Raw genomic sequence first — 20,150 nt, forward strand, 5'->3', positions numbered from 1 at the left:
TGGCACATGGAGCTGATTTCGCCCACCGACCTGATCTTCCTGCTGGGGGAGAGCCGCGAGCACCCGATGCACGTCGGCGGGCTGTCGCTCTACGAACTGCCCGACGGCGCCGGGCCGGACTTCGTGCGGGAACTGTACGAGGAACTCGTCACCGTCGAGGACTTCCAGCCGACGTTCCGCAAACATCCCGCGACGCTGCTCGGCGGCGTCGCCAACGTCGGCTGGACCTATGACGACGACGTCGACCTCGACTACCACCTGCGCCGCTCGGCGCTGCCCAGCCCGGGCCGCATTCGCGACCTGCTCGAGCTGACCTCGCGGCTGCACGGCACGCTGCTGGACCGGCATCGCCCGCTGTGGGAGGCCAACCTCATCGAGGGGCTGCCCGACCGACAGTTCGCGGTGTACACCAAGATTCACCACTCGCTGATCGACGGCGTCTCGGCGCTCAAGCTCACCGAACGCACCCTGTCGACCGACCCGAACGACACCGAGGTGCGCGCGCCCTGGGCCCTGCCGCCCAAGAAAAGCACCAGACGCGGCGACGGCTCCGTCGGCCAACTGCTGCGCACCGTCGCCGACACCGCCGGTTCGGTGGCCGGGGTGGCGCCGTCGACAGTGAAGCTGGCGCGCGCGGCGCTGCTCGAACAGCAGTTGACGCTGCCCTTCGGGGCGCCGAAGACCATCCTCAACGGCAAGATCGGCGGCGCCCGCCGGGTGGCCGCGCAGTCCTGGCCGCAGGACCGGGTCAAGCGGGTCAAGCAGGCGGCCGGGGTGACCGTCAACGACGTTGTGCTGGCCATGTGCGCCGGCGCGCTGCGGGCCTATCTGATCGAGCAGCAGGCGCTGCCGGACGCCCCGCTGATCGCCATGGTCCCGGTGAGCCTGCGCTCGGAGGCCGACGCGGACGCCGGCGGCAATCAGGTCGGCGCGGTCCTGTGCAACCTGGCCACCGACGTCGAGGATCCGGCGGTGCGGCTGGCCACCATCAGCGACTCGATGGCCGGCAACAAGAAGGTGTTCGCCGAACTGCCCAAGCTGCAGGCCCTGGCGCTGTCGGCCGCGCTGCTCTCGCCGCTGGGCCTGGTGGTGCTGCCGGGCATCGTCGGCAACACCCCGCCGCCGTTCAACATCGTGATCTCCAACGTCCCGGGCCCGCGGCAGCCGATGTACTGGAAGGGTGCGCGGCTGACGGGCAGCTATCCGCTGTCGATCGCGATGGACGGTCAGGCCGTCAACATCACCCTGGTGAGCAACGGCGATCGGTTGGACTTCGGCATCGTCGGCTGCCGGCGCAGCGTGCCGCACCTGCAGCGGTTGCTCGGCCACCTCGAGGACGCGCTGAAGGACCTCGAGCGCGCCGTCTGCGGTTGATGGCCAAGCTCAGCGCGGGGGTGCTGCTCTACCGGGTCGCCGACGAGGTGGAGGTGCTGCTCGCGCATCCCGGCGGGCCGTTCTGGGCGCGCAAGGACGACGGCGCCTGGTCGGTCCCCAAGGGCGAGTACGACGCCGACGAGGATCCGTGGGTTGCGGCGCAGCGCGAGTTCGCCGAGGAACTCGGGCTGGCCGTGCCGGACGGGGACCGGCTGGACCTCGGCGAGGTCAAGCAGGCCGGCGGCAAGGTGGTGACGGTGTTCGCGGTGCGCGCCGACCTGGACATCGCCGAGGCGCGCAGCAACACCTTCGAGCTGGAGTGGCCCCGCGGTTCGGGGCGGATGCGGGAGTTCCCCGAGGTCGACCGGGTGGCGTGGCTGCCGATCGAGGCCGCGCGGGTCAAGCTGCTCAAGGGGCAGCGCCCGTTCCTCGACCGTCTGCTCGACCGACGGTGAAACGACAGCGACGGCGCACCCGCCGGGTACGCCGTCGCCGGGAATCCTGCACCTAGGGACTAGGGGCAGGTCACTTTGATCTCGAAGGGTTTGGTGACCATCTCCATGGGGTTGGCCATGTCGGCGCCGGAGGCGGTGCCGGTGATGGTGTAGGTGTTGCCGTCCTTGGTGGCGGTGGCCTCGCCGCCCGGGACGCCCTCGGTGTAGCCCAGGGCGACGCCGCCGACGTTGCCGAGTCCGACCGAGCGCACGACGGGGTCGTCGCCTTCGCTGACTTGCGCGCCGACGCCGCCGGCCGCGTCGCCGATGGCGATCTGGACGTTGCCGCCCATCGCGGCGCACGTCACGTTGCCCTCGATGTTCTGGTCTTCACCGTCGATGCTGACGCTGGGGCCGTCGATGGCCTCCTTGGCGGCGTCGGTGGCGGAGGTGACCGCACTCTTGGCGGTTTCGGTGGCCTCGTTGACGGCGCTCTTGGCGCTCTCCGTGGCCTCGTGCACGCGATCCGAATTGGAACTGTCGTTCGAACAGCCGACCAACCCGCCGATCAGGATGGCCGCCCCGCTGACAGCGACTGCAAACGCTCGCTTCACCACTGTTCTCCTTTTGTCGTGACCCGCCGGAGCGGCGAATCCCTCAAAAAGTATGGTCGGCGCTGCCCGGGATCGACCGCAGAATTGCCAAAAAATTTGCTACCCGACGATAGTCAGGCGAAAACGGTGGTAGTCAGGTTTGCCGTCATGTGGGCCGGGATCAGCAGGCCACCTTGATGGTGAACGTGCCGGTGGTCCGGAAGCTGGGTTCGTCGGTGGCGAAGCCGTCGGCGCTGCCGGTCACGGTGTAGGTGTTCCCGGTCATCGACACCTCCGCCTCGTCGTCGCCGAGGCCGCGGTTGTAGCTGCCGGTGAAGCCGCCGAGTTCGCGGATGGACACCGATTCGGCGATCAACCCCTCGGCGTTGGAGATCACCACGGTGCTGCCGGAGGTGTCGTCCCCGGTGGTGATCGTGGTCAGCGGCCCGGCGGGCGAGCACGACACCGAGTCGAACTCGCCGAGGTCGGTGTCGTTGACGGTGATTTCGGCGGTGCCGGCCACCAGCGTCCCGGGCGGCGGCGTGTACTCGTCGGAGTTCGAGGAACAGCCCGCCAGCACCGTCGCGCCGACGGCGGCGACAACCAGATAGGAATACTTCACCAGGGGAATGTATCCGGGCCGGGCACGTCTGGCCCCGGTTTCGTCGCCGCCGCGTCGGCCGCGGGCGGTCAGGGGCAGCTGACCGCGATGTCGAACGGCATCTCCACGGGCTGGGCCGGGTCGCTCTCGTCGCTGGACTCGGTGCCCATCCCGGAGCCGACGACGGTGTACCGGTTGCCGTCGCGGGTGGTCTCCGGTGCGTCGGAGACGCCCTCGAGGAAGACCAGCGAGGGCCCGTCGGAACCGGCCTCGCCGATGCTCACGGACTTGACCGCCGGGGTCTCCTCGTCGGTGAGCACCACAGTGGTGTCCGGGGTGGCGGCGATGGTGATGGTGGTGACGCCGGCGTCGGTCTGACAGGTCACCGACGAGATCTCGCCGACGTCAGAGGCGCCGAAGGTGACGTGGTCGCCCTCGGGCGCGGCCTGGCCCTCGGTCGGCTCGGCTCCCGGCGCGGAGTCCTCGGTCGCGGTGGCCGTCGTCGCCCCGGTGGTGTCGGTGCTGTCGGCGGAGTCGGAATCCTGTGCGGAGCAGCCGGCGAGGAGGACGAGTGCGACGGTGCAACCGCCGGCGAGAACTGATGGCTTCATGGTTCGAGTATGACGGGGTCGCCGCCGCGGAATCCGGGGGACCGACAGACTCGCCTAAACTGGCCGCATTCGGAAGGGGTCGTGCGGTGACCGATCTGATCGCTGAGGTAGCCGAGGGGCCGGCGGGGGCGCACATCGGCGCCTTCTTCGATCTCGACGGCACCCTGATCGACGGGTTCACCCCGTCGGCCCACGCGCGCCACCGAATCCGGAACCGGCAGGCCAAGATTGGCGAACTGTTCGGGATCCTGGAGGCGGCCCTGCGCTATCGCTGGGGACGCATGGAGTTCGACCGCCTGCTGGTGCGGGCCGCCGGCTACCTGCGCGGGACCGGTCTGGCCGAACTGGAGGAACTCGGCGAGCAGCTGTTCGAAGAGCAGATCCGGCCCCGGCTGCACACCGAGATGCTGCGGCTGATCGGCATCCATCAGGACCTCGGGCACACTGTGGTGCTCAGTTCGTCGGCGCTGACCATCCACGCCGGGCCCGTCGCGCGGGGGCTGGCCATCCCGCACCTGATCTGCAACCACTTCGAGGTCGACGCGCACGGCCGGCTCACCGGCGACATCGTCACGCCGATCATCTGGGGCGCGCGCAAGGCCGCGGCCGCCACGGATTTCAGCGCCCGCCACGGCGTGGCCCTCGAGCACAGTTACTTCTACGCCGACGGCGACGAGGACGCGGCGCTGATGCGCCGGGTGGGCAATCCGCGGCCGGTCAACCCGCGACCGGGGCTGGCCGCGGCGGCCGACGAACACGGCTGGCCGATCCTGCGGGTCGGTGGTGCGGGGCGGCGCCCGCTGCGCATCGGGTTGAATACCTGGCGTGGGCGAACTCTTCGAGGTGCGTGAGACGCTGCCGGACGGCCGCGGTCGCGCCGGGGTGATCCGCACCCCGCACGGTGACGTCGAGACCCCGGCCTTCATCGCCGTCGGCACCAAGGCCACCGTCAAGGCGGTTCTGCCCGAGACCATGAAATCCCTTGGTGCCCAAGCGGTCCTGGCCAATGCCTACCACCTGTACCTGCAGCCGGGCCCGGACGTGGTGGACGAGGCCGGCGGGCTGGGCAAGTTCATGAACTGGTCCGGGCCCACGTTCACCGACAGCGGCGGATTCCAGGTGCTCTCCCTGGGTGCCGGCTTCCGCAAGGTGTTGTCAATGGACGCCAACCGCGTGCAGGCCGACGACGTGATCGCCGAGGGCAAGGAACGGTTGGCCCGCGTCGACGACGACGGCGTGACGTTCACCTCGCACCTCGACGGGTCCAGGCACCGGTTCACCCCCGAGGTGTCGATGGGCATCCAGCACCAGCTGGGCGCCGACATCATCTTCGCGTTCGACGAGCTCACCACGTTGGTCAACACCCGCGGCTACCAGGAGCAGTCGGTGCGCCGGACGCACGCGTGGGCCCAGCGCTGCGTCGACGAGCATCGGCGGCTGACCCGCGAGCGCGCCGACAAGCCCTATCAGGCGTTGTTCGGGGTGGTGCAGGGTGCGCAGTACGAGGATCTGCGCCGGAAGGCCGCGCGCGGCCTGGTCGAGATCCGCGACGCGGACGGCCGCGGGTTCGACGGGTACGGCATTGGCGGGGCGCTGGAGAAGCAGAACCTGGCGACGATCGTCGGCTGGGTCACCGACGAGTTGCCCGACGACAAGCCGCGGCACCTGCTGGGCATCAGCGAACCCGACGACCTGTTCGCGGCCGTGGCCGCCGGCGCCGACACGTTCGACTGTGTGTCGCCGTCGCGGGTGGCCCGCAACGCGGCCATCTACGCGGCGACGGGGCGCTACAACATCACCGGGGCGTGCTACAAGCGGGACTTCACGCCGCTGGACCCGGAGTGTGACTGCTACACCTGCGCGCATTACACCCGCGCCTACATCCATCACCTGTTCAAGGCCAAGGAGATGCTGGCCTCCACGCTGTGCACCATCCACAACGAGCGGTTCATCATCCGGCTCGTCGACGACATCCGCGCCGCCATCGGCGACGGGCGCTTCGAGGATCTGCGTGAGCACGTCCTCGGCCGGTACTACCGGTCCTGACCTGCGGCGTTCTTAGACGCGTGCACAATAAGAGCATGCCGGGTCTCGCCGAACCCAAGGAACTGCTCCTCCGCCTGCTCGATCCCGCCCACCGGGCCGATCCGTATCCGCTCTACAGCGAGATCCGGGAGCGCGGACCCATCGTGATCCCGGAGGCCAACTTCGCGGTGTTCGGCACCTACGCGCAGTGCGACGAGATCTTCCGGCACCCGGCCTCGGGCAACGACCGGCTCAAGTCCAGCGTCGCGCAGAAGGCCGTCGCGGAAGGCCAGCCCGCCCGGCCGTTCGGCCAGCCCGGATTCCTGTTCCTCGACCCGCCCGACCACACCCGACTGCGCAAGCTGGCGCAGAAGGCCTTCGCGCCCCGGGTGGTCAAGGCGCTCGAGCCGGAGATCGTCGCGCTGGTCGACCAGTTACTGGCAAACCTGAAGCCGGACAGCGAGTTCGACGTGATCGCCGGGCTGGCTTACCCGCTGCCGGTCGCCGTGATCTGCCGGTTGCTCGGCGTCCCGCTGTCCGACGAGCCCAAGTTCAGCGCGGCCTCCGGTCTGCTGGCGCAGGGCCTGGACCCGTTCATCACGTTCACCGGCGAGGTGTCCGACACCTTCTCCGACCGGCTCGAGGCCGGCCACTGGCTGCGCGGTTACCTGCGGGATCTGGTGGGGCAGCGCCGCGGCGACCCCCGCGAAGATCTGATCTCCGAGCTGATCGCCGCCGAGGAGGACGGCGATCAGTTGACCGAGGACGAGATTGTCGCGACCTGCAACCTGCTGCTGATCGCCGGGCACGAGACGACGGTGAACCTGATCGCCAACGCCATCCTGGCCATGCTGCGCGAGCCGCGGCACTGGGCGGCGCTGGCCGCTGACGCCGACCGCGCATCGGCCATCGTCGAGGAGACGCTGCGCTTCGACCCGCCGGTGCAGCTGTCCAGCCGGGTCGCCACCGCCGAGATGACCATCGACGGGATCACCATTCCGGCCGGGGATTCGATGATGGTGATGATGGCCTCGGCCCAGCGGGATCCGCAGATGTACGACGATCCCGACACCTTCGACCCGGACCGCGGCGCCATCCGGCACCTGGCGTTCGGGCTGGGCCCGCACTTCTGCCTGGGCGCGCCGCTGGCCCGGCTGGAGGCCACGATCGCGTTGTCCGCGTTGACCGCTCGCTTCCCGAACGCTCGGCTGGCCGGCGATCCGGTCTACAAGCCGAACGTGACCCTGCGGGGCATGGCGACGTTACCGCTGACGCTATGACGTCATGACGCTGTGACGCTATGACAGCTCGGCGATGACGGCCCGCGCCGCTCGCTCGCCCGCCTCCACCGCGCCCTCCATGTAGGCGCTCCACCGCGTCGCGGTATCGGTTGAGGCCCAATGGATCACGCCGATGGGTTCGGCCAGCGCGGAGCCGTAGCTGGTCCACACCAACGGTCCGCAGTTGGCGTTGTAGCAGCCGCGGGTCCACGGCCGCTCCGACCACTCGCCGTCGACGTAGGCTTCCGGGCGCGCGGCCCGGGAACCGAAGTGCCGGACCAGCTCCGCGGTCAGCGCCGCACGCCGCTCGACCTCGGGCAGCGCCCCGTACACGCGGGCCTGCTCACCCTCGAGGAACAGCAGCAGCACCCCGCGCCCGTCGTCGGGCAGGCAGGTGTCGTTGGACATCCGCGCCGGGCCGACATCGGAGATCAGCTGCCCGTTGAGCCCCTCGGCGCGCCAGAACGGCTCGTCGTAGACGAAGAACGCCTTCATCGCCGCGGCGTTGGGCAGCCGCTGGGTCAGCTGATCGCGCCGTCCCGGCAGCGGCGGGTCGTACATGATCCGGCCCGCCAGCGTCGGCGAGATCGCGACGATCACCCGCCGCGCCCGGGCCGCCACGCCGCCGCGGCAGTGCACGGTGACGCCGCCGGGCCCGTGCTCGATCAGCTGCACCGGCGCGTCGAGCACGAGGTGTGCGGTGAGCAATGCGGCGAGCCGGCGCGGAATCTCGCCGGTGCCGCCGACGAACCGGGTGGTCTGCGCGCCGCCCTCGGATTCGGCGAACAGTTCCGCGGTGACCCCGCAGGTCTGGATGGTGAACAGCAGATGCAGGAACGACACCTCGACGGTGGGCACCGCCAGGATCCCGACCGTGCAGATCTCGAGCAGCGTGCGCGCCACCGGCGAGAGCCCCTGCCCGTCGTACCAGGCACCGGCGGTGATCGCGTCCCACTCGGCGGCCCGTGGCGCCCGCCACGGCGCCTCCGGCGGAACCTCGGCGGCCAGCTCGTCGAGGACCCGCAGCACCCGGTCGAGCTCGGCCAGCTCGTCGGCGAAGCGGGTGTGAAAGTCGTTCTCCCGCAGCACTCCCGAGCCCACCAGCTCGTAGGAGGTCTCGCCGTCCTCGTACTGCGGAAAGGTCGGCACCCCGAGTTCGTCGGCGAGTGCGAACATCCGATGGTGGGTGTCGCCGATCCACTGCGCGCCGATCTCCACCGGCAGCCCGGGCAGCACCTCCTCGGTGAGGATCCGTCCGCCCACCCGGTTGTCGGCCTCGAGCACCAGCGGCCGCAGGCCGGCCGCCAGCAGCGTGCGCGCCGCGATCAGCCCCGACAGGCCCGCCCCGACCACGACCACGTCCGCCTCGTGCGTCACGGCATTACTGTCGCACCCCACCCGGGCGTGAACGTGCGGGTCCGCGCCCGACACGCCGACAAAATCGGCGGGACTGCGCACGCTCGCGCAGCGGCGATGTCCTACAGCGGGTTGAGAATTCGCTCCAGGAACTGCCGGGTGCGCTCCTCCTTCGGATTGCCGATGACCTCCGCGGGTGAGCCCTGCTCCAGGATGACGCCGCGGTCGGTGAACAGCACCTGATCGGACACCTGCCGCGCGAACTGGATCTCGTGGGTCACCACCACCAGGGTCCAGCCCTGCACCGCGAGATCCTTGATGACCGACAGCACCTCGCCGACGAGTTCGGGGTCCAGCGCCGAGGTCGGCTCGTCGAACAGCACCACCTTGGGCCGCAGCGCCAACGCCCGCGCGATGCCCACCCGCTGCTGCTGACCCCCGGACAGCTGGTAGGGGTACTGATCGCGCTTGTCGGCCAGCCCGACCTGGCGCAGCAGTTCGGCGGCCTCGTCCTCGACCTCGGCGCGCGGCCGCTTCTGCACGATCAGCGGGCCCTCGGTGACGTTCTCCAGAACGGTCTTGTGCGGGAACAGATTGTGCGACTGGAACACCATGCCGCTCTGCGCGCGGTAACGGCGCAGCCGGTCGGCGGCGATCCGGTCGGCGAAGTCGAGTTCGACGTCGCCGACCTTGATCCGGCCCCGGTCGGGCCGGTCGAGCGCGTTGAGCGCGCGCAGCAGTGTCGTCTTCCCCGACCCGGACGGGCCGATGATCGTCGTCACCGAGCCCTGGGCCACGGTGAACGAGACGCCCTTGAGGACCTCGTTGTCGCCGAAGGCCTTCCACACGTCACGGGCGTCGACCCGGAACTGCGCTGCTGTGCTCACTTGGCCACGAACCTTTCCAGTCGTTGTTCCACGCGGCCCTGCGCGAACGACAGCGCCAGGCAGATCACCCAGTAGTAGGCGGCCGCGGTGCCGTACATCGCGAAGAACTCGAAGGTGGGTGCGGCGGCGATCTGCGCGGTGCGCAGCAGTTCGGTCACCAGGATGGTCGACGCCAGCGAGGTGTCCTTCACCAGCGATATCAGCGTGTTGGACAGCGGCGGCACGGCCACCCGCGCGGCCTGCGGCAGCACGATCCGCTGCAGCGTGGTCGAGTAACCCATCCCGATGGTCTCGGCGGCCTCCCACTGCCCCTTGGGGATGCTCTGGATGGCCGCGCGGATGATCTCGGCCGCGTAGCCGCCGACGTTGAGGCTGAACGCGATCACCGCCGCGGGGAACGGGTCGATCCGCACGCCGAACTCCGGCAGCGCGTAGAACACGATGAACAGCTGCACCAGCAGCGGCGTGCCCCGGATGATCGAGATGTAGAGCCGGGAGGTGTTGCGCAGCAGCCGGTTCGACGACATCCGCGCCAACGCCACCAGCAGTGCGAGCACCAAGCCGATGGCGAAGCTGATGATGGTCAGCGGGATGGTCATGGTGATCGCGGCCTTGGCCAGCGGCCACAGGTTGTCGGCGATCAACTGCCACACCGAGCGCGGTTGCGCCTCGGCGGCCGCGACGCTGGACGCGTCGGCCTCGAGGTAGCGCTGCGAGATCGTGCTCAGGGTGCCGTCGGCGCGCAGTTCGTCGAGCGCGGCGTTCAACTCCGGGAGCAGGCCGCTGTCCTTGCGCGCGGCGAAGCCCTGTTCGCTGGTCTCGCCGGTGGTCCCGGCGATCTTCACCCCGGTGTCGCCGGTCTCGGCGAGGTAGGCGTAGACCGCGATGCTGTCGTTGATGACCAGATCCACCCGGCCCTGGCTGAGCAGCTTGATCGCCTGCGTGAAGCCCTCGACGGTCTCGACGCGCGCCCCGTTGTCGCGGGCCACCTGGGCCCAGTTGCTGGTCGCGGTCTCGCCGGCGACCTTGCCCTCGATGTCGGCCAGCGAGGTGATGCTGGTGTCGGCGGCGCGGGTGACGATCACCCCCTCGCCGACGGCGTAGGGCTGCGACAGGTCGTAGCGGGCCTCGCGCTCCGGGGTGATCGTGACCTGGTTGGCGACGACGTCGAACCGGTTGGCCTCCAGCGCGGCGAAGATCGAATCCCACGGGGTTTCGACGAATTCGACCGGCACACCCAGACGTTCGCCGACCGCCCGGGCCACGTCGACGTCGTAGCCGGCTAGGGCGCCGGTGGCGGGGTCGTGATAGCTGAACGGGGCGTAGACGCCCTCGGTGCCGACGCGTAGCACGCCGGCGGACTCGATCGGATTCTCGGCGTCGGTGGTCGCCGACCCGCACGCGGCCAGCACTCCGGCGAGCAGCGCGACGAGCACGGCGATGGGTAGCAGCGCTCGGCGCCGCGCGGAGTAGCTCACCGGCGGACCGTAGCAATCGGCACCGCCGCCGGGAAGGGTTCTGCGCAACCGGAGCTAAGCGGGCCGGTAGATCCACGGTTCGCGCGGCAACCGGGCGGGATCGAACTCGTCGAGCATGCCGCCCACCGTGGCCGACCGATAGCCCAGCGAGTCGGCGATCTGCCGCAGCGCCGCGGCGACGCCGATCTCGGCCAGCGTCACCGCACCGTCGCGCTTGGCCAGCCGCTTGCCCTCGGCGTTGAGCACCAGCGGGACGTGGGCGTAGACCGGCGCCGAATGGCCCAGCAGCGCAGCGAGATACGCCTGTCGCGGCGACGACGACAGCAGGTCGTCGCCGCGCACCACCTGATCGATGCCGGTCGCGGCGTCGTCGACCACCACCGCCAGGTTGTAGGCGGGCACCCCGTCGCCGCGGCGCAGCACCAGGTCGTCGACCACGCCGGTGTAGTCGCCGTGCAGTACGTCGGAGACGGTGTACTCGGTGACGTCCGAGCGCAGCCGCAAGGCCGGCGGACGCCCGGTCGTCCGGCGCTGTTCGCGCTGCGCATCGGTGAGGTCCCGGCAGGTGCCCGGATAGGCGCCCTCGGGGGCGTGCGGCGCGCGCGGCGCGGACAGGATGTCCTTTCTGCTGCAATAGCATTCGAAGGTCAGGCCCCGGCCGCTCAGCTCGGCGATGGCCGCGTCGTAGCGGTGCCCGTGCGCGGTCTGGTATTCGGTGGGTCCGTCCCAGTCCAGGCCGAGGGCGGCCAGGTCGTCGAGCTGACGGGCGGCGACCTCGGGGAACGTGCGGTCATCGAGGTCTTCGACACGCATCAGGAACCGGCGGCCGGTGGTGCGGGCGAACAGCCACGCCAGTATCGCGGTGCGCAGGTTGCCGATGTGCAGGTCGGCCGACGGGCTCGGCGCGAACCGGCCCGCGCCGGGGGAGCGGGACACGCCGTGAAATCTACCCGGCGCGGCCCGCCGTTCTGCCTCCAGAGTTGACTTGTTCGCGCCGTCACTCGCGCGACGCGTACAACAAGCCAACTTTGGACGGCGCGGGTCTACCCCGCGCGAGCCTCCAGGCCGGCCAGCGCCTCGCCGACGCAGTCGGCCCAGGACCGGTCGCCCAACTCGTGCGCCCCGGCCTCGCCGGCGAAGGCGCTGGAGATCACCATGTCGGGCGTCAGCGTCGCCAGCAGGCGCAGGCTCGCGGCCAGGGGTTCGGCCTGGCTCATCGGCGGGATGTAGCCGGCGAACCAGCGGCCGTCGTCGCCGAGGATCACGGTGTCACCGGTGAACAGGTAGCGCGCGCCGTCGGCGCCGGGCACCAGATAGCTGGTGCTGCCGGGGCTGTGGCCGGGCGTGGGGATCACCTCGATGCCGTTGTCGTCGGTGTGCCGGGCGGTCAGCGGCACGTCGACGCGGGCGTGTTCGGCGATGTCGGCGATCTCGGCGGCCGGGGCGTGCAACCGCGGACCGAACCTGCGCGCGATGGTCGCCAACATGGGCCCGGCCTCGTCGCGGTGGGACAGGTACTGGTGGGCCAGGCCGCCGAGGCCGGCAAGGTCGTCCAAGGCCTCGAAGTCCGCGTCGGTCAGCAGCGAGTAGAACAACACGTTGCCGGCCGCGCCGCCGGTCCACAGATAGGCGTGGGTGGTCAGACCGGGAAACGGTGCGTCGGCGCGGGTTTCCCACAGGTCGGGGCGAAGCTGTCGCATATCGGCTCCTTGTCTCGGGCTGGATTCCTCCACCCTGCAACCTGAAGCAATGTTGAGGTCAAGGACCTGAAACCGCGCCGCCGGCAAGTATACCGAGCGGTATATTAACGCCATGGCGACCACACGGCGCGGGCGGCCGACGCGGGCCGAGGCCGCGCAACTCGACCAGACGGTGCGCGAGGCCGCGGTGGCGACGTTCCTCGAGTGCGGTTACGACGGCGCGACCATGGAGGCGATCGCCACGGCCGCCGGCATCACCAAGCGCTCCCTGTATGCGCGGTACGCCGACAAGCGGTCGATCTTCGCCGAGGTGATCCCGTGGGCGTTGTCCCGTTACGAGGCAGCCGATCCCGTCGACGCCCCCAACGACGATGACGTCGAGGCCGCGCTGCTCGCGGTCGCGCGGGAAGCGCTCAAACGAGCCACCGACCCGGCCAACGTGCGCCTGACGCGTATCGCGATGTCGGAGTCGGCGAGGTTCCCCGAATTCGGCGTCACCGCGGATTCGATGATGTGGTCGGGACGCCAACGCGCCGTCGTGGACGTCCTGCGGCGGGGTCAGGCCAAGGGCGTGGTGCAGGTCGACGACATCGAACTGGCGGCCGAGCAGTTCCTGGCCATGGTCGAGTTGCTGCCCGGCCGGTTGGCCGACTTCGGCATCTACCGCTCCAAGCGCCGCGAGGAGCGTCATCTCAGGCACGCGGTCGCACTGTTCCTGCGCGGGGCGATGCCGCGCTGATCAGGGCGAGGTCCGCCTCAGGACGAACCCCGACCGTCGACGATCACCCCGGCGGCGTCCTCGACGGGTCTGACGATGCTGGTGAAGTCCGACTCGGGGCCCTCGCGATCCAGCGTCGTCTCCCAGCAGCGCACGACCGCCTGCGCCAACTCGGCCGGGGCCCCCGCGTCGAGCGCCTCCTGCAGGTACAGGCGCACATCCTTGACCATCAGGCCGGTCGCGAACCCGAAATCGAAGGTGCGCGGCAGCACCGCGCGCGGGAACTTGTCGCGGCTGGCATGCGTCGCCCCGGAGCCGGCGTTGAGGGCCTCGATCATGACCGTCGGGTCCAACCCCGCCTTGACGCCCATCACCATCACCTCGGCGGTCGCGGCGAGGGTGGCCGCGGACATTAGGTTGTTGACCAGCTTCATCGTCTGGCCTGCTCCCGGCTTGGTCCCGATGAAGATCGGGTTGCCCAGCGTCTGCAAAATTGTTGTAGCGGTGCGGAATTCGTCGCGCGGGCCGGACACCATGATCGCCAGCGTGCCCTGCTGCGCGCCCCCGACGCCGCCGCTGACGGGGGCGTCGAGCATCGCGATCCCGCGTTCGGCTAGTTGCCCGGCGAGGTCGGCGGCCGCGCCGGCCCCGATCGTCGACAGGTCGATGTAGCGCCGGATCCGCCGCCCGCCGATCACGCCGCGCTCGCCCGTCGCGACCTCGACCGACGCCGCCACCGACGGCAGGCTGGCCAGCACGGTCTCGGCGCGGTCGGCAACGTCACGCGCCGATGAGGCGGCCCGGGCACCCAACTCCACCGCCTGCTCGAGCGCCTCGGGTCGGGTATCGAACACCGTCAGCTCGTGGCCGTCCCGCAGCAGTCGGGCGGCCATCGGAAATCCCATGTGGCCCAGGCCGATGAAACCGAGTGTCATTGGTGTCCTCACTGGTCGTCGAGTTCGGCGAACACGTCGCGCGCGGCCCGGAAGCTGTCCACCGCGGCGGGCACGCCGGCATAGATGGCCACCTGCAGGAAGGCCTCGGCGATCTCGTCGCGGGACACCCCGTTGGTGAGGGCGCCCCGGATGTGGGTCCGCAGTTCGTGGGGGCGGTTCAGCACCGCGAGCATGACCAGGTTGAGCATGCTGCGGGTGTGGCGGGACAGGCCCTCCCGACCCCACACGGCGCCCCAGCAGTACTCGGTGACCAGGTCCTGCAGAGGTTGGGTGAAGTCGTCCGCGCCGGCGGTCGCATTCTGGACGTAGGCCTCGCCGAGCACCTCCGTGCGGATCCGGTGGCCGAGTTCGTAGGTGTCGCGGTCCATGGGTTCCCTTCTGCCGCGGGTGCTTCTACCAAGTACTCACGACCGTATACTTTATCGATCGTCGGCGATGACTTTCCCGCCGCGGACGGGTCTCAATCGGCACCGGGGTCTTCTCAGACCGACCCCCGCCGATGAAGGATGGACGCGTGGACCTACCGGTAACGCCGCCCGTGGACCCGATGCTCGCCAAGGCCGTCACGACCGTGCCGGACGACCCGGGCGTGTGGTCCTACGAGCCGAAGTGGGACGGGTTCCGGGCGCTGGTGTTTCGTGACGGCGACGAGGTGGTGCTGCAGTCGCGCAACGGCAAGGACCTCGGCCGCTACTTTCCCGAGCTCATCGAGGCGCTGCGTGACGAACTCGCCCCCCGCGCCGTGGTGGACGGCGAAATCGTCGTCCCGCGCGAAATCGATGGCCGGACCCGGCTGGACTGGGATTCGTTGTCCCAGCGCATCCACCCCGCGGCCAGCCGGGTCAAGCTGCTCGCCGAACAGACCCCGGCGCACTTCATCGGTTTCGACGCGCTGGCCGCCGGGGATACCTCGCTGATGGATGCGCCGTTCCGGGATCGTCGCCGCGCCCTGGGCGAGCTGATCCACCAGCAGGGGTGGTGTCACGTCACCCGGACCACCGAGGACCCGGAGTTGGGCGCGCACTGGTTGACCACCTTCGAGGGCGCCGGACTCGACGGCGTGATCGCCAAACGCCTGGATGGCGCCTATCTGCCCGGTAAGCGGGAGATGGTCAAGATCAAGCACCGCCGCGACGCCGACTGCGTGGCCATCGGCTACCGCATCCACAAGAGCGGCGAGGGTGTCGGGTCGATCCTGCTGGGGCTCTACCGCGACGACGGCGAGCTGCAGATGGTCGGCGGGGCGGCATCGTTCACCGCCAAGGCCCGACTGCAACTGCTCGCCGAACTCGAACCGCTGCGCAAGGCCGAGGACCTGGTGTACGACGGTGAGCCCAGCCGGTGGAACTCCGCGGCCGACAAGCGCTGGATCCCGATCCGGCCGGAGAAGGTCGCCGAGGTCGCCTATGACCAGATGGAGGGGAACACCGATGCGTGGCAACGGTTTCGGCACACCGTGAAGTTCCTCCGCTGGCGCCCGGACCGGGATCCGCGCAGCTGCACGTTCGATCAGCTCGACGTGCCGGTGCACTACGACCTCTACGACGTCCTGGAGGCCACCTAATGGCAAGCAAGGCAACCGAAATCGACGTCGACGGGATCATGGTCCGGGTCACCAGCCCGGACAAGCCGTTCTTCCCGAAGCTCGGCGCCGACGGCGTCAAGGGCCGTCTGATCGACTACTACCGCACCGTCGCGCAGGGGCCCATGCTCGCCGCGCTGCGCGACCGGCCCACCCACCTGCAGCGGTTCCCGGACGGCATCGACGGCGAGGAGGTCTATCAGAAGCGGCTGCCGCAGAAGCGGCCCGACTACCTCGAATCCTGCACGGTGACCTTCCCGTCGGGCCGGACCGCCGACGCGCTGAAGGTGACCCATCCGGCGGCGATCGTGTGGGCGGCGCAGATGGGCACCGTGACGCTGCACCCGTGGCCGGTGCGCTGCCCGGACACCGAACATCCCGACGAGCTGCGCATCGACTTGGACCCGCAGCCCGGCACCGCGTTCGTCGAGGCCCGCACCGTCGCCGTCGACGTGCTCAAACCGCTGCTCGACGAGCTGGGGCTGGTGGGCTACGCGAAGACCTCCGGGGGCCGCGGCGTGCACGTCTACCTGCGGATCACCCCGGACTGGGACTTCATCGCCGTGCGTCGCGCCGGCATCGCGTTGGCCCGCGAGATCGAACGCCGCGCGCCCGAGCAGGTCACCACCTCGTGGTGGAAGGAGGAGCGCGGCAAGCGCATCTTCGTCGACTTCAACCAGAACGCCCGCGACCGCACCATGGCCTCGCCGTACTCGGTGCGCCGGACCCCGATCGCCACGGTGTCGATGCCGCTGGCCTGGGACGAGCTGGGTGGCGCCGACCCCGACGACTACACGATGCTGACCGTGCCCGACCTCGTCGCGCGCCGCGACGACCCGTGGGCCGACATCGACGGCTCGGCGCAGTCGTTGCAGCCGCTGCTGGACATGGTCGCCGCCGACGAGGAGCGCGGGCTCGGCGACCTGCCGTATCCGCCGAGCTACCCGAAGATGCCGGGGGAGCCGCCGCGCGTGCAGCCCAGCAAGAAGGTCGCCGCGCACTGGGACGCCGACGGCAACCCGGTCGGCTAGCGGTTCCCCGTCCCAGCTTCGGCCGCCTCCGCCCGATAGCGGTTGACCAACTTGGCAGTGTCGTCGCGGGGCAGGGCGGTCGCCACGAACCCGGTGGGCCCCTCCATGGTCTCGGCGCCGAACATCGCGTTGATGATCGCCTCTTCCGTCGCTTCGATTGCCGCATAGAACAATCCGTCGATCAGACGGTTGGCGAGCACCTTCACCTCCGCGACGTCGGGTCCGGGTGTGGCGGCGAAGTCGCCGGCCATCCTGTTGCCGGTGGCGAAACAGAACGCGATGTCACCACTGCCGTTCTCGCCGGCGCCGCCGGTGCGGGCGATGCCCAGCGCCGACCGCTGCGCCAGACGCGCACACTGCGTCGGGATCAGCGGCGCATCGGTGGCCACCACAACGATGATCGACCCGGTGCCCTCCGGCGGCTGACCGGGCATGACCGCCGCGGCCGGCGGCGCGGGCAGCAGCCGACCGATCGGCACGCCGTCGATCGTCAGCCGACTCCGGGCCCCGTGATTGGCCTGCACCAGCACCCCGACGGTGTGGTCGCCGACCACCCGTGACGATGTCCCGATGCCGCCCTTGTAACCGTGGGCGATCATGCCGGTACCGCCGCCGACGGCGCCCTCCTGCACCGGGCCGCCGTCGGCCGCTGCGATGGCCGCCTCGACGTGCTCGGGCCGGACGTGAAAACCGTTCAGATCATTGAGGATTCCGTCGCAGGTTTCACCCACCACCGGCAGGGAGAAGAAGAACTCGTCACCGCGCACGCTCTTCTCGTGCGCAATCAGCGCGTCCCGCACCACCCCGACGCTGTGGGTGTTGGTGAGCCCGATGTAGCTGGTGAGCTGTCCGGACTCGGCAACCCATTGTTGGCCGGTGAGTTCGCCGTTGCCGTTGAGCCGGTGTGGCGCGGCGAACATCGGACGATCCCACGGCGCCTCGCCCGGGATGATCACCGTGACACCGGTGCGGACCGGCCCGTTGCCGGGTTTGCGCGGGCCCGACCCAGACACCAGGGTCGCGTGTCCGACACGGACCCCGGCGACGTCGGTGATGGAGTTGAGCGGGCCAGGCGGCAGATCTCCGATCACGATGCCGTGGTCGCGCGCACGTGCCATGACAGACAGCTCCTCAGCTCCAACGAGTTTCGGTTCTGCCCAACCTATCCGAGAACTGCGGAGAAAACCGCCGGTCTGTCGTACCCGGAACCGATCAGGTCACCGGTCCGGGAACCAGCGTCACCTTGCCGTTGCGCGGAACCCCGTTGGGCTGCAACCAGTTCACGTCGATGACGTCACCGGGGTAGCGGGCATCGAGCATGCCGGTCAGCTCGTTGGCCGAGGTGATCGGCACGCCGTCGATGCTGACGATCATGTCCCCGGCGCGCAGGCCCGCGATGTCGGCCGGTCCACCGCGCAGCAGCGAGCGCACCGGCAGCCCGCGCGTGCCGCGGCGGGGGTTGGCGTCGACACCGATCCCGAGCATCGCCGACGGACCGATGTGCACCTCGGGTGAGGCCATCCCGGCGCGGATCTGGTTGGCGACGTCGACGGCCCGGTTGATCGGGATCGCGAAGCCCTGCCCGCCGGGGGTCACCTCGCCGTCGAGGCGGTAGTTCACCGTGGCCGCGGCATTCATCCCGACGACCTGCCCGGCGCTGTTGACAAGCGCGCCGCCGGAATCCCCGGAGCGCAGGTTGGTCGAGGATTCGATCAGTCCGCCCAGCGAGTGCGAACTGCCGGTGAGTTCGTCCTCGGCCTCGATGGTGCGGTCCAACGCGGTGATCTCGCCCTCCTCGTGGGTGAGTGCGGAACCGGTGCCGTTGGCGTTGCCGATCGTCATCACGGGCTCGCCGAGCGTCACCGTGTTGGAGTCCCCGATCGGCGCGACCGGCAGACCGGCGGCGCCGCGCAACCGCAGCACGGCGATGTCGTCGCTGCGGTCATAGCCGACCACGTCGGCGTCGAACCCCTGCCCGTTGGCGGCGCTGGTGGCCCGGATGACGTTCGCGCCCTGCACCACGTGGTGGTTGGTCAGCACGAACCCGTCGGGACTCAGCACAATGCCGGTGCCGTTGCCGATGACGCCCTGGAAGTCGTTCATCGTGGTGATCTGGACCAGGCCCGGCTCGACCTGGCTGATCGCGACGACGGGGTCCAGCGGAACCGCCTGCGCCGAGGGCGGCAGCGTCAGCGGGGCCGCCAGGGCAAGCAACAGCGCACTCAACACACACAGGGCTGCTCGATGGGCTCGGCGAATCGATGCCATGACTTGCCTCTCGGCTCAAGAGTTCAGTTTGTTACCCCTATCTTGCCTGGCCGAGCGAGTTTGAAACGAACTTCTTTACGCCGACGTCACACCGCGGGGCAGGATCAGCGGCAGATCGTTGTACGTGACGATGCCCGGCGGGGCGGCGACGACGGCCGGAATCGCGTTCAGCGGCGGCGTCGCCGTCATGATGTGGCCGAGCACCATGAACTCCTCCAGCGTGGTCGCCTCGAAGTCCGGCGGCGGCAGGAAGCCGACCTTCATGGTCACCGTCGGCCGGCCGGCCACCTCGATGACCCAGCCGTCCTGGTCGATCTGCCAGTCGGGTTCCAGGGTCTGGCCCTTGCGCCAGCGTACGTTGACCTCGACGACCGTCTTGCCGCCGACGATGCCCTTCCAGCTGGCGTACACCCCGGCGACGCAGCCGGCGGGGATGGTCCACGAGCCCAGGTCGAGGTCCGCGGTGGTCTGGGCGTACTCGGCGTCGCAGCGCACCTCGTCGAGTTCGACGTCCAGCGCGTCGGCGATCAGGCGGACGGCCTCGCCGAACACCCCGGTGCCGTGCGAGGTCATGGCTTGCAGGTCCGGGCTGTCGATCGGCTGGCCGAAGCCGACGGGCTTCTCGGTCTCGGGGGAGTCGTAGAAGGTGGTGTCGGCCGCCTCGTTGATGGTGATCTTGTCGACCCGGTCGCAGATGCCGGCGGCGACCACCGAGAGCTGGTTGATGTAGCCGGGGCTGATGCCGGAGCCGAACATGCTCGAGCCGCCGCGCTCACACGCCTCGGCGATCCGGTCCCGGCCCGCGCCCTGGTTGTGCCCGGTGATGAACGACGCGGTGGCCACCACGTTGATCCCGGCCTCGAGGATCCGCACCAGCTCGTCGACGTCGATCCACATCGGGTTGTAGACGACGACGTCGGGCTTCAGCGCCAGCAGCTGGTCGACGTCGTTGGTGGCGGTGACGCCGAGCGGCTCGATGCCGACCAACTCGCCGACGTCGCGGCCGGCCTTCTCCGGCGACCAGGCGTAGCACCCGACGATCTCGTAGTTCGGGTTGGCGGCCAGCGCCGCCACGGAGCTCTTCCCGACGTTGCCGGTGGTCCACTGGACGACGCGATAAGGGGCGGCTTTCGACACGCAAGACTCCTTCGGCTGGCGGGGACGCCGGCGGACCGGCACTTTTCCACGAACGTGGGAAATCTAACACGGCTGTGTCCTGCTTCACAAAGGCCCCTGCGGTCACAGACGTGCCATAG

General features: G+C 69.8%; 21 protein-coding genes. 8 read left to right on the forward strand and 13 right to left on the reverse strand.

Annotation, left to right across the window (positions count from 1 at the left end):
• Positions 1–6 precede the first annotated feature (6 nt).
• The gene (locus tag EL338_RS01105; protein WP_126332051.1) at positions 7–1,374 is read left to right on the forward strand and encodes a WS/DGAT/MGAT family O-acyltransferase; all 1,368 of its coding nucleotides are present in this window, start codon (positions 7–9) and stop codon (positions 1,372–1,374) included.
• A complete protein-coding gene (locus tag EL338_RS01110) occupies positions 1,374–1,829 on the forward strand; it encodes an NUDIX hydrolase (RefSeq protein ID WP_126332052.1) in 456 nt (151 codons plus the stop codon). The genes EL338_RS01105 and EL338_RS01110 overlap by 1 nt, the downstream gene beginning before the upstream one ends.
• A 59-nt stretch (positions 1,830–1,888) precedes the next feature.
• On the opposite strand, the gene EL338_RS01115 is transcribed toward EL338_RS01110, so the two are convergent.
• From EL338_RS01115 to EL338_RS01125, 3 genes are all read right to left on the reverse strand, one after another.
• Positions 1,889–2,422 (reverse strand): lipoprotein LpqH, encoded by a 534-nt coding sequence (locus EL338_RS01115; RefSeq protein WP_126332053.1) that lies wholly within the window; start codon positions 2,420–2,422, stop codon positions 1,889–1,891.
• A 160-nt stretch (positions 2,423–2,582) separates the two neighbouring features.
• Positions 2,583–3,023, reverse strand: a complete 441-nt coding sequence (locus EL338_RS01120) for a lipoprotein LpqH (RefSeq protein ID WP_126332054.1) — start codon at positions 3,021–3,023, stop codon at positions 2,583–2,585.
• Positions 3,024–3,091: 68 nt separating this feature from the next.
• Positions 3,092–3,613, reverse strand: coding sequence for a lipoprotein LpqH (locus tag EL338_RS01125; protein ID WP_126332055.1), 522 nt, complete (start codon positions 3,611–3,613; stop codon positions 3,092–3,094).
• A gap of 86 nt (positions 3,614–3,699) precedes the next feature.
• On the opposite strand from EL338_RS01125, the gene EL338_RS01130 reads away from it, so the two are divergent.
• Genes EL338_RS01130 through EL338_RS01140 form a run of 3 tightly spaced genes read left to right on the forward strand, consistent with a single transcriptional unit; the run spans position 3,700 to position 6,918 of the window.
• A complete protein-coding gene (locus tag EL338_RS01130) occupies positions 3,700–4,464 on the forward strand; it encodes an HAD family hydrolase (protein ID WP_235666336.1) in 765 nt (254 codons plus the stop codon).
• Entirely contained in the window at positions 4,439–5,659 is a 1,221-nt protein-coding gene (gene tgt, locus EL338_RS01135; protein WP_126332057.1) for a tRNA guanosine(34) transglycosylase Tgt, read from the forward strand. Before EL338_RS01130 ends, tgt begins: the two co-directional genes overlap by 26 nt.
• A 35-nt stretch (positions 5,660–5,694) precedes the next feature.
• Positions 5,695–6,918, forward strand: coding sequence for a cytochrome P450 (locus tag EL338_RS01140; RefSeq protein ID WP_126332058.1), 1,224 nt, complete (start codon positions 5,695–5,697; stop codon positions 6,916–6,918).
• Between the two features lie 18 nt (positions 6,919–6,936).
• Here EL338_RS01140 and EL338_RS01145 read toward each other — a convergent pair whose 3' ends face one another.
• The 5 genes from EL338_RS01145 to EL338_RS01165 all read right to left on the reverse strand — a co-directional run bounded on the left by EL338_RS01145 (position 6,937) and on the right by EL338_RS01165 (position 12,339).
• Positions 6,937–8,295: a flavin monoamine oxidase family protein gene (locus EL338_RS01145; RefSeq protein WP_126332059.1), complete on the reverse strand. Its 1,359-nt coding sequence runs from the start codon at positions 8,293–8,295 to the stop codon at positions 6,937–6,939.
• Positions 8,296–8,396: 101 nt separating this feature from the next.
• The gene (locus tag EL338_RS01150; protein WP_126332060.1) at positions 8,397–9,161 is read right to left on the reverse strand and encodes an amino acid ABC transporter ATP-binding protein; all 765 of its coding nucleotides are present in this window, start codon (positions 9,159–9,161) and stop codon (positions 8,397–8,399) included.
• Positions 9,158–10,639 (reverse strand): ABC transporter permease subunit, encoded by a 1,482-nt coding sequence (locus EL338_RS01155; RefSeq protein ID WP_126332061.1) that lies wholly within the window; start codon positions 10,637–10,639, stop codon positions 9,158–9,160. The genes EL338_RS01150 and EL338_RS01155 overlap by 4 nt, the downstream gene beginning before the upstream one ends.
• Before the next feature lie 54 nt (positions 10,640–10,693).
• Positions 10,694–11,575: a tRNA glutamyl-Q(34) synthetase GluQRS gene (gluQRS, locus tag EL338_RS01160; RefSeq protein WP_126332062.1), complete on the reverse strand. Its 882-nt coding sequence runs from the start codon at positions 11,573–11,575 to the stop codon at positions 10,694–10,696.
• Between the two features lie 107 nt (positions 11,576–11,682).
• Entirely contained in the window at positions 11,683–12,339 is a 657-nt protein-coding gene (locus EL338_RS01165; protein WP_126332063.1) for an MBL fold metallo-hydrolase, read from the reverse strand.
• A 112-nt stretch (positions 12,340–12,451) separates the two neighbouring features.
• Here EL338_RS01165 and EL338_RS01170 point away from each other — a divergent pair, with 112 nt between their 5' ends.
• A complete protein-coding gene (locus tag EL338_RS01170) occupies positions 12,452–13,078 on the forward strand; it encodes a TetR/AcrR family transcriptional regulator (protein WP_126332064.1) in 627 nt (208 codons plus the stop codon).
• Positions 13,079–13,095: 17 nt separating this feature from the next.
• Here EL338_RS01170 and EL338_RS01175 read toward each other — a convergent pair whose 3' ends face one another.
• Together EL338_RS01175 and EL338_RS01180 are read right to left on the reverse strand one after the other, a co-directional pair.
• Positions 13,096–13,992, reverse strand: coding sequence for an NAD(P)-dependent oxidoreductase (locus EL338_RS01175; protein WP_126332065.1), 897 nt, complete (start codon positions 13,990–13,992; stop codon positions 13,096–13,098).
• Positions 13,993–14,000: 8 nt separating this feature from the next.
• The gene (locus EL338_RS01180; protein WP_126332066.1) at positions 14,001–14,381 is read right to left on the reverse strand and encodes a carboxymuconolactone decarboxylase family protein; all 381 of its coding nucleotides are present in this window, start codon (positions 14,379–14,381) and stop codon (positions 14,001–14,003) included.
• A 131-nt stretch (positions 14,382–14,512) separates the two neighbouring features.
• Here EL338_RS01180 and EL338_RS01185 point away from each other — a divergent pair, with 131 nt between their 5' ends.
• Both EL338_RS01185 and ligD read left to right on the forward strand, forming a co-directional pair.
• A complete protein-coding gene (locus EL338_RS01185) occupies positions 14,513–15,577 on the forward strand; it encodes an ATP-dependent DNA ligase (protein WP_163791966.1) in 1,065 nt (354 codons plus the stop codon).
• Positions 15,577–16,626: a non-homologous end-joining DNA ligase gene (gene ligD / locus EL338_RS01190; protein WP_126332068.1), complete on the forward strand. Its 1,050-nt coding sequence runs from the start codon at positions 15,577–15,579 to the stop codon at positions 16,624–16,626. Before EL338_RS01185 ends, ligD begins: the two co-directional genes overlap by 1 nt.
• Here the strand turns inward: ligD and EL338_RS01195 are convergent.
• The 3 genes from EL338_RS01195 to EL338_RS01205 form a co-directional block, all read right to left on the reverse strand.
• A complete protein-coding gene (locus EL338_RS01195) occupies positions 16,623–17,744 on the reverse strand; it encodes a DmpA family aminopeptidase (protein WP_126332069.1) in 1,122 nt (373 codons plus the stop codon). The genes ligD and EL338_RS01195 overlap by 4 nt on opposite strands.
• Before the next feature lie 94 nt (positions 17,745–17,838).
• On the reverse strand, positions 17,839–18,855 hold the full coding sequence (locus EL338_RS01200) for a S1C family serine protease (protein WP_308213143.1): 1,017 nt from the start codon (positions 18,853–18,855) through the stop codon (positions 17,839–17,841).
• A 114-nt stretch (positions 18,856–18,969) separates the two neighbouring features.
• Entirely contained in the window at positions 18,970–20,031 is a 1,062-nt protein-coding gene (locus EL338_RS01205; RefSeq protein WP_126332071.1) for an NAD(P)H-dependent amine dehydrogenase family protein, read from the reverse strand.
• Between the last annotated feature and the right edge of the window lie 119 nt (positions 20,032–20,150).

Origin of the sequence: Mycolicibacterium chitae (genome assembly GCF_900637205.1) — a bacterium.
In the GTDB taxonomy this organism is placed as follows: domain Bacteria; phylum Actinomycetota; class Actinomycetes; order Mycobacteriales; family Mycobacteriaceae; genus Mycobacterium; species Mycobacterium chitae.

Coding starts and splice junctions, on each gene's coding strand:
- EL338_RS01180 (WP_126332066.1), bottom strand. CDS start 14,381: ATGGACCGCGACACCTACGAACTCGGCCACCGGATCCGCACGGAGGTG.
- EL338_RS01140 (WP_126332058.1), top strand. CDS start 5,695: ATGCCGGGTCTCGCCGAACCCAAGGAACTGCTCCTCCGCCTGCTCGAT.
- EL338_RS01170 (WP_126332064.1), top strand. CDS start 12,452: ATGGCGACCACACGGCGCGGGCGGCCGACGCGGGCCGAGGCCGCGCAA.
- EL338_RS01110 (WP_126332052.1), top strand. CDS start 1,374: ATGGCCAAGCTCAGCGCGGGGGTGCTGCTCTACCGGGTCGCCGACGAG.
- ligD (WP_126332068.1), top strand. CDS start 15,577: ATGGCAAGCAAGGCAACCGAAATCGACGTCGACGGGATCATGGTCCGG.
- EL338_RS01185 (WP_163791966.1), top strand. CDS start 14,513: ATGAAGGATGGACGCGTGGACCTACCGGTAACGCCGCCCGTGGACCCG.
- EL338_RS01195 (WP_126332069.1), bottom strand. CDS start 17,744: ATGGCACGTGCGCGCGACCACGGCATCGTGATCGGAGATCTGCCGCCT.
- EL338_RS01175 (WP_126332065.1), bottom strand. CDS start 13,992: ATGACACTCGGTTTCATCGGCCTGGGCCACATGGGATTTCCGATGGCC.
- EL338_RS01125 (WP_126332055.1), bottom strand. CDS start 3,613: ATGAAGCCATCAGTTCTCGCCGGCGGTTGCACCGTCGCACTCGTCCTC.
- EL338_RS01105 (WP_126332051.1), top strand. CDS start 7: ATGGAGCTGATTTCGCCCACCGACCTGATCTTCCTGCTGGGGGAGAGC.
- EL338_RS01165 (WP_126332063.1), bottom strand. CDS start 12,339: ATGCGACAGCTTCGCCCCGACCTGTGGGAAACCCGCGCCGACGCACCG.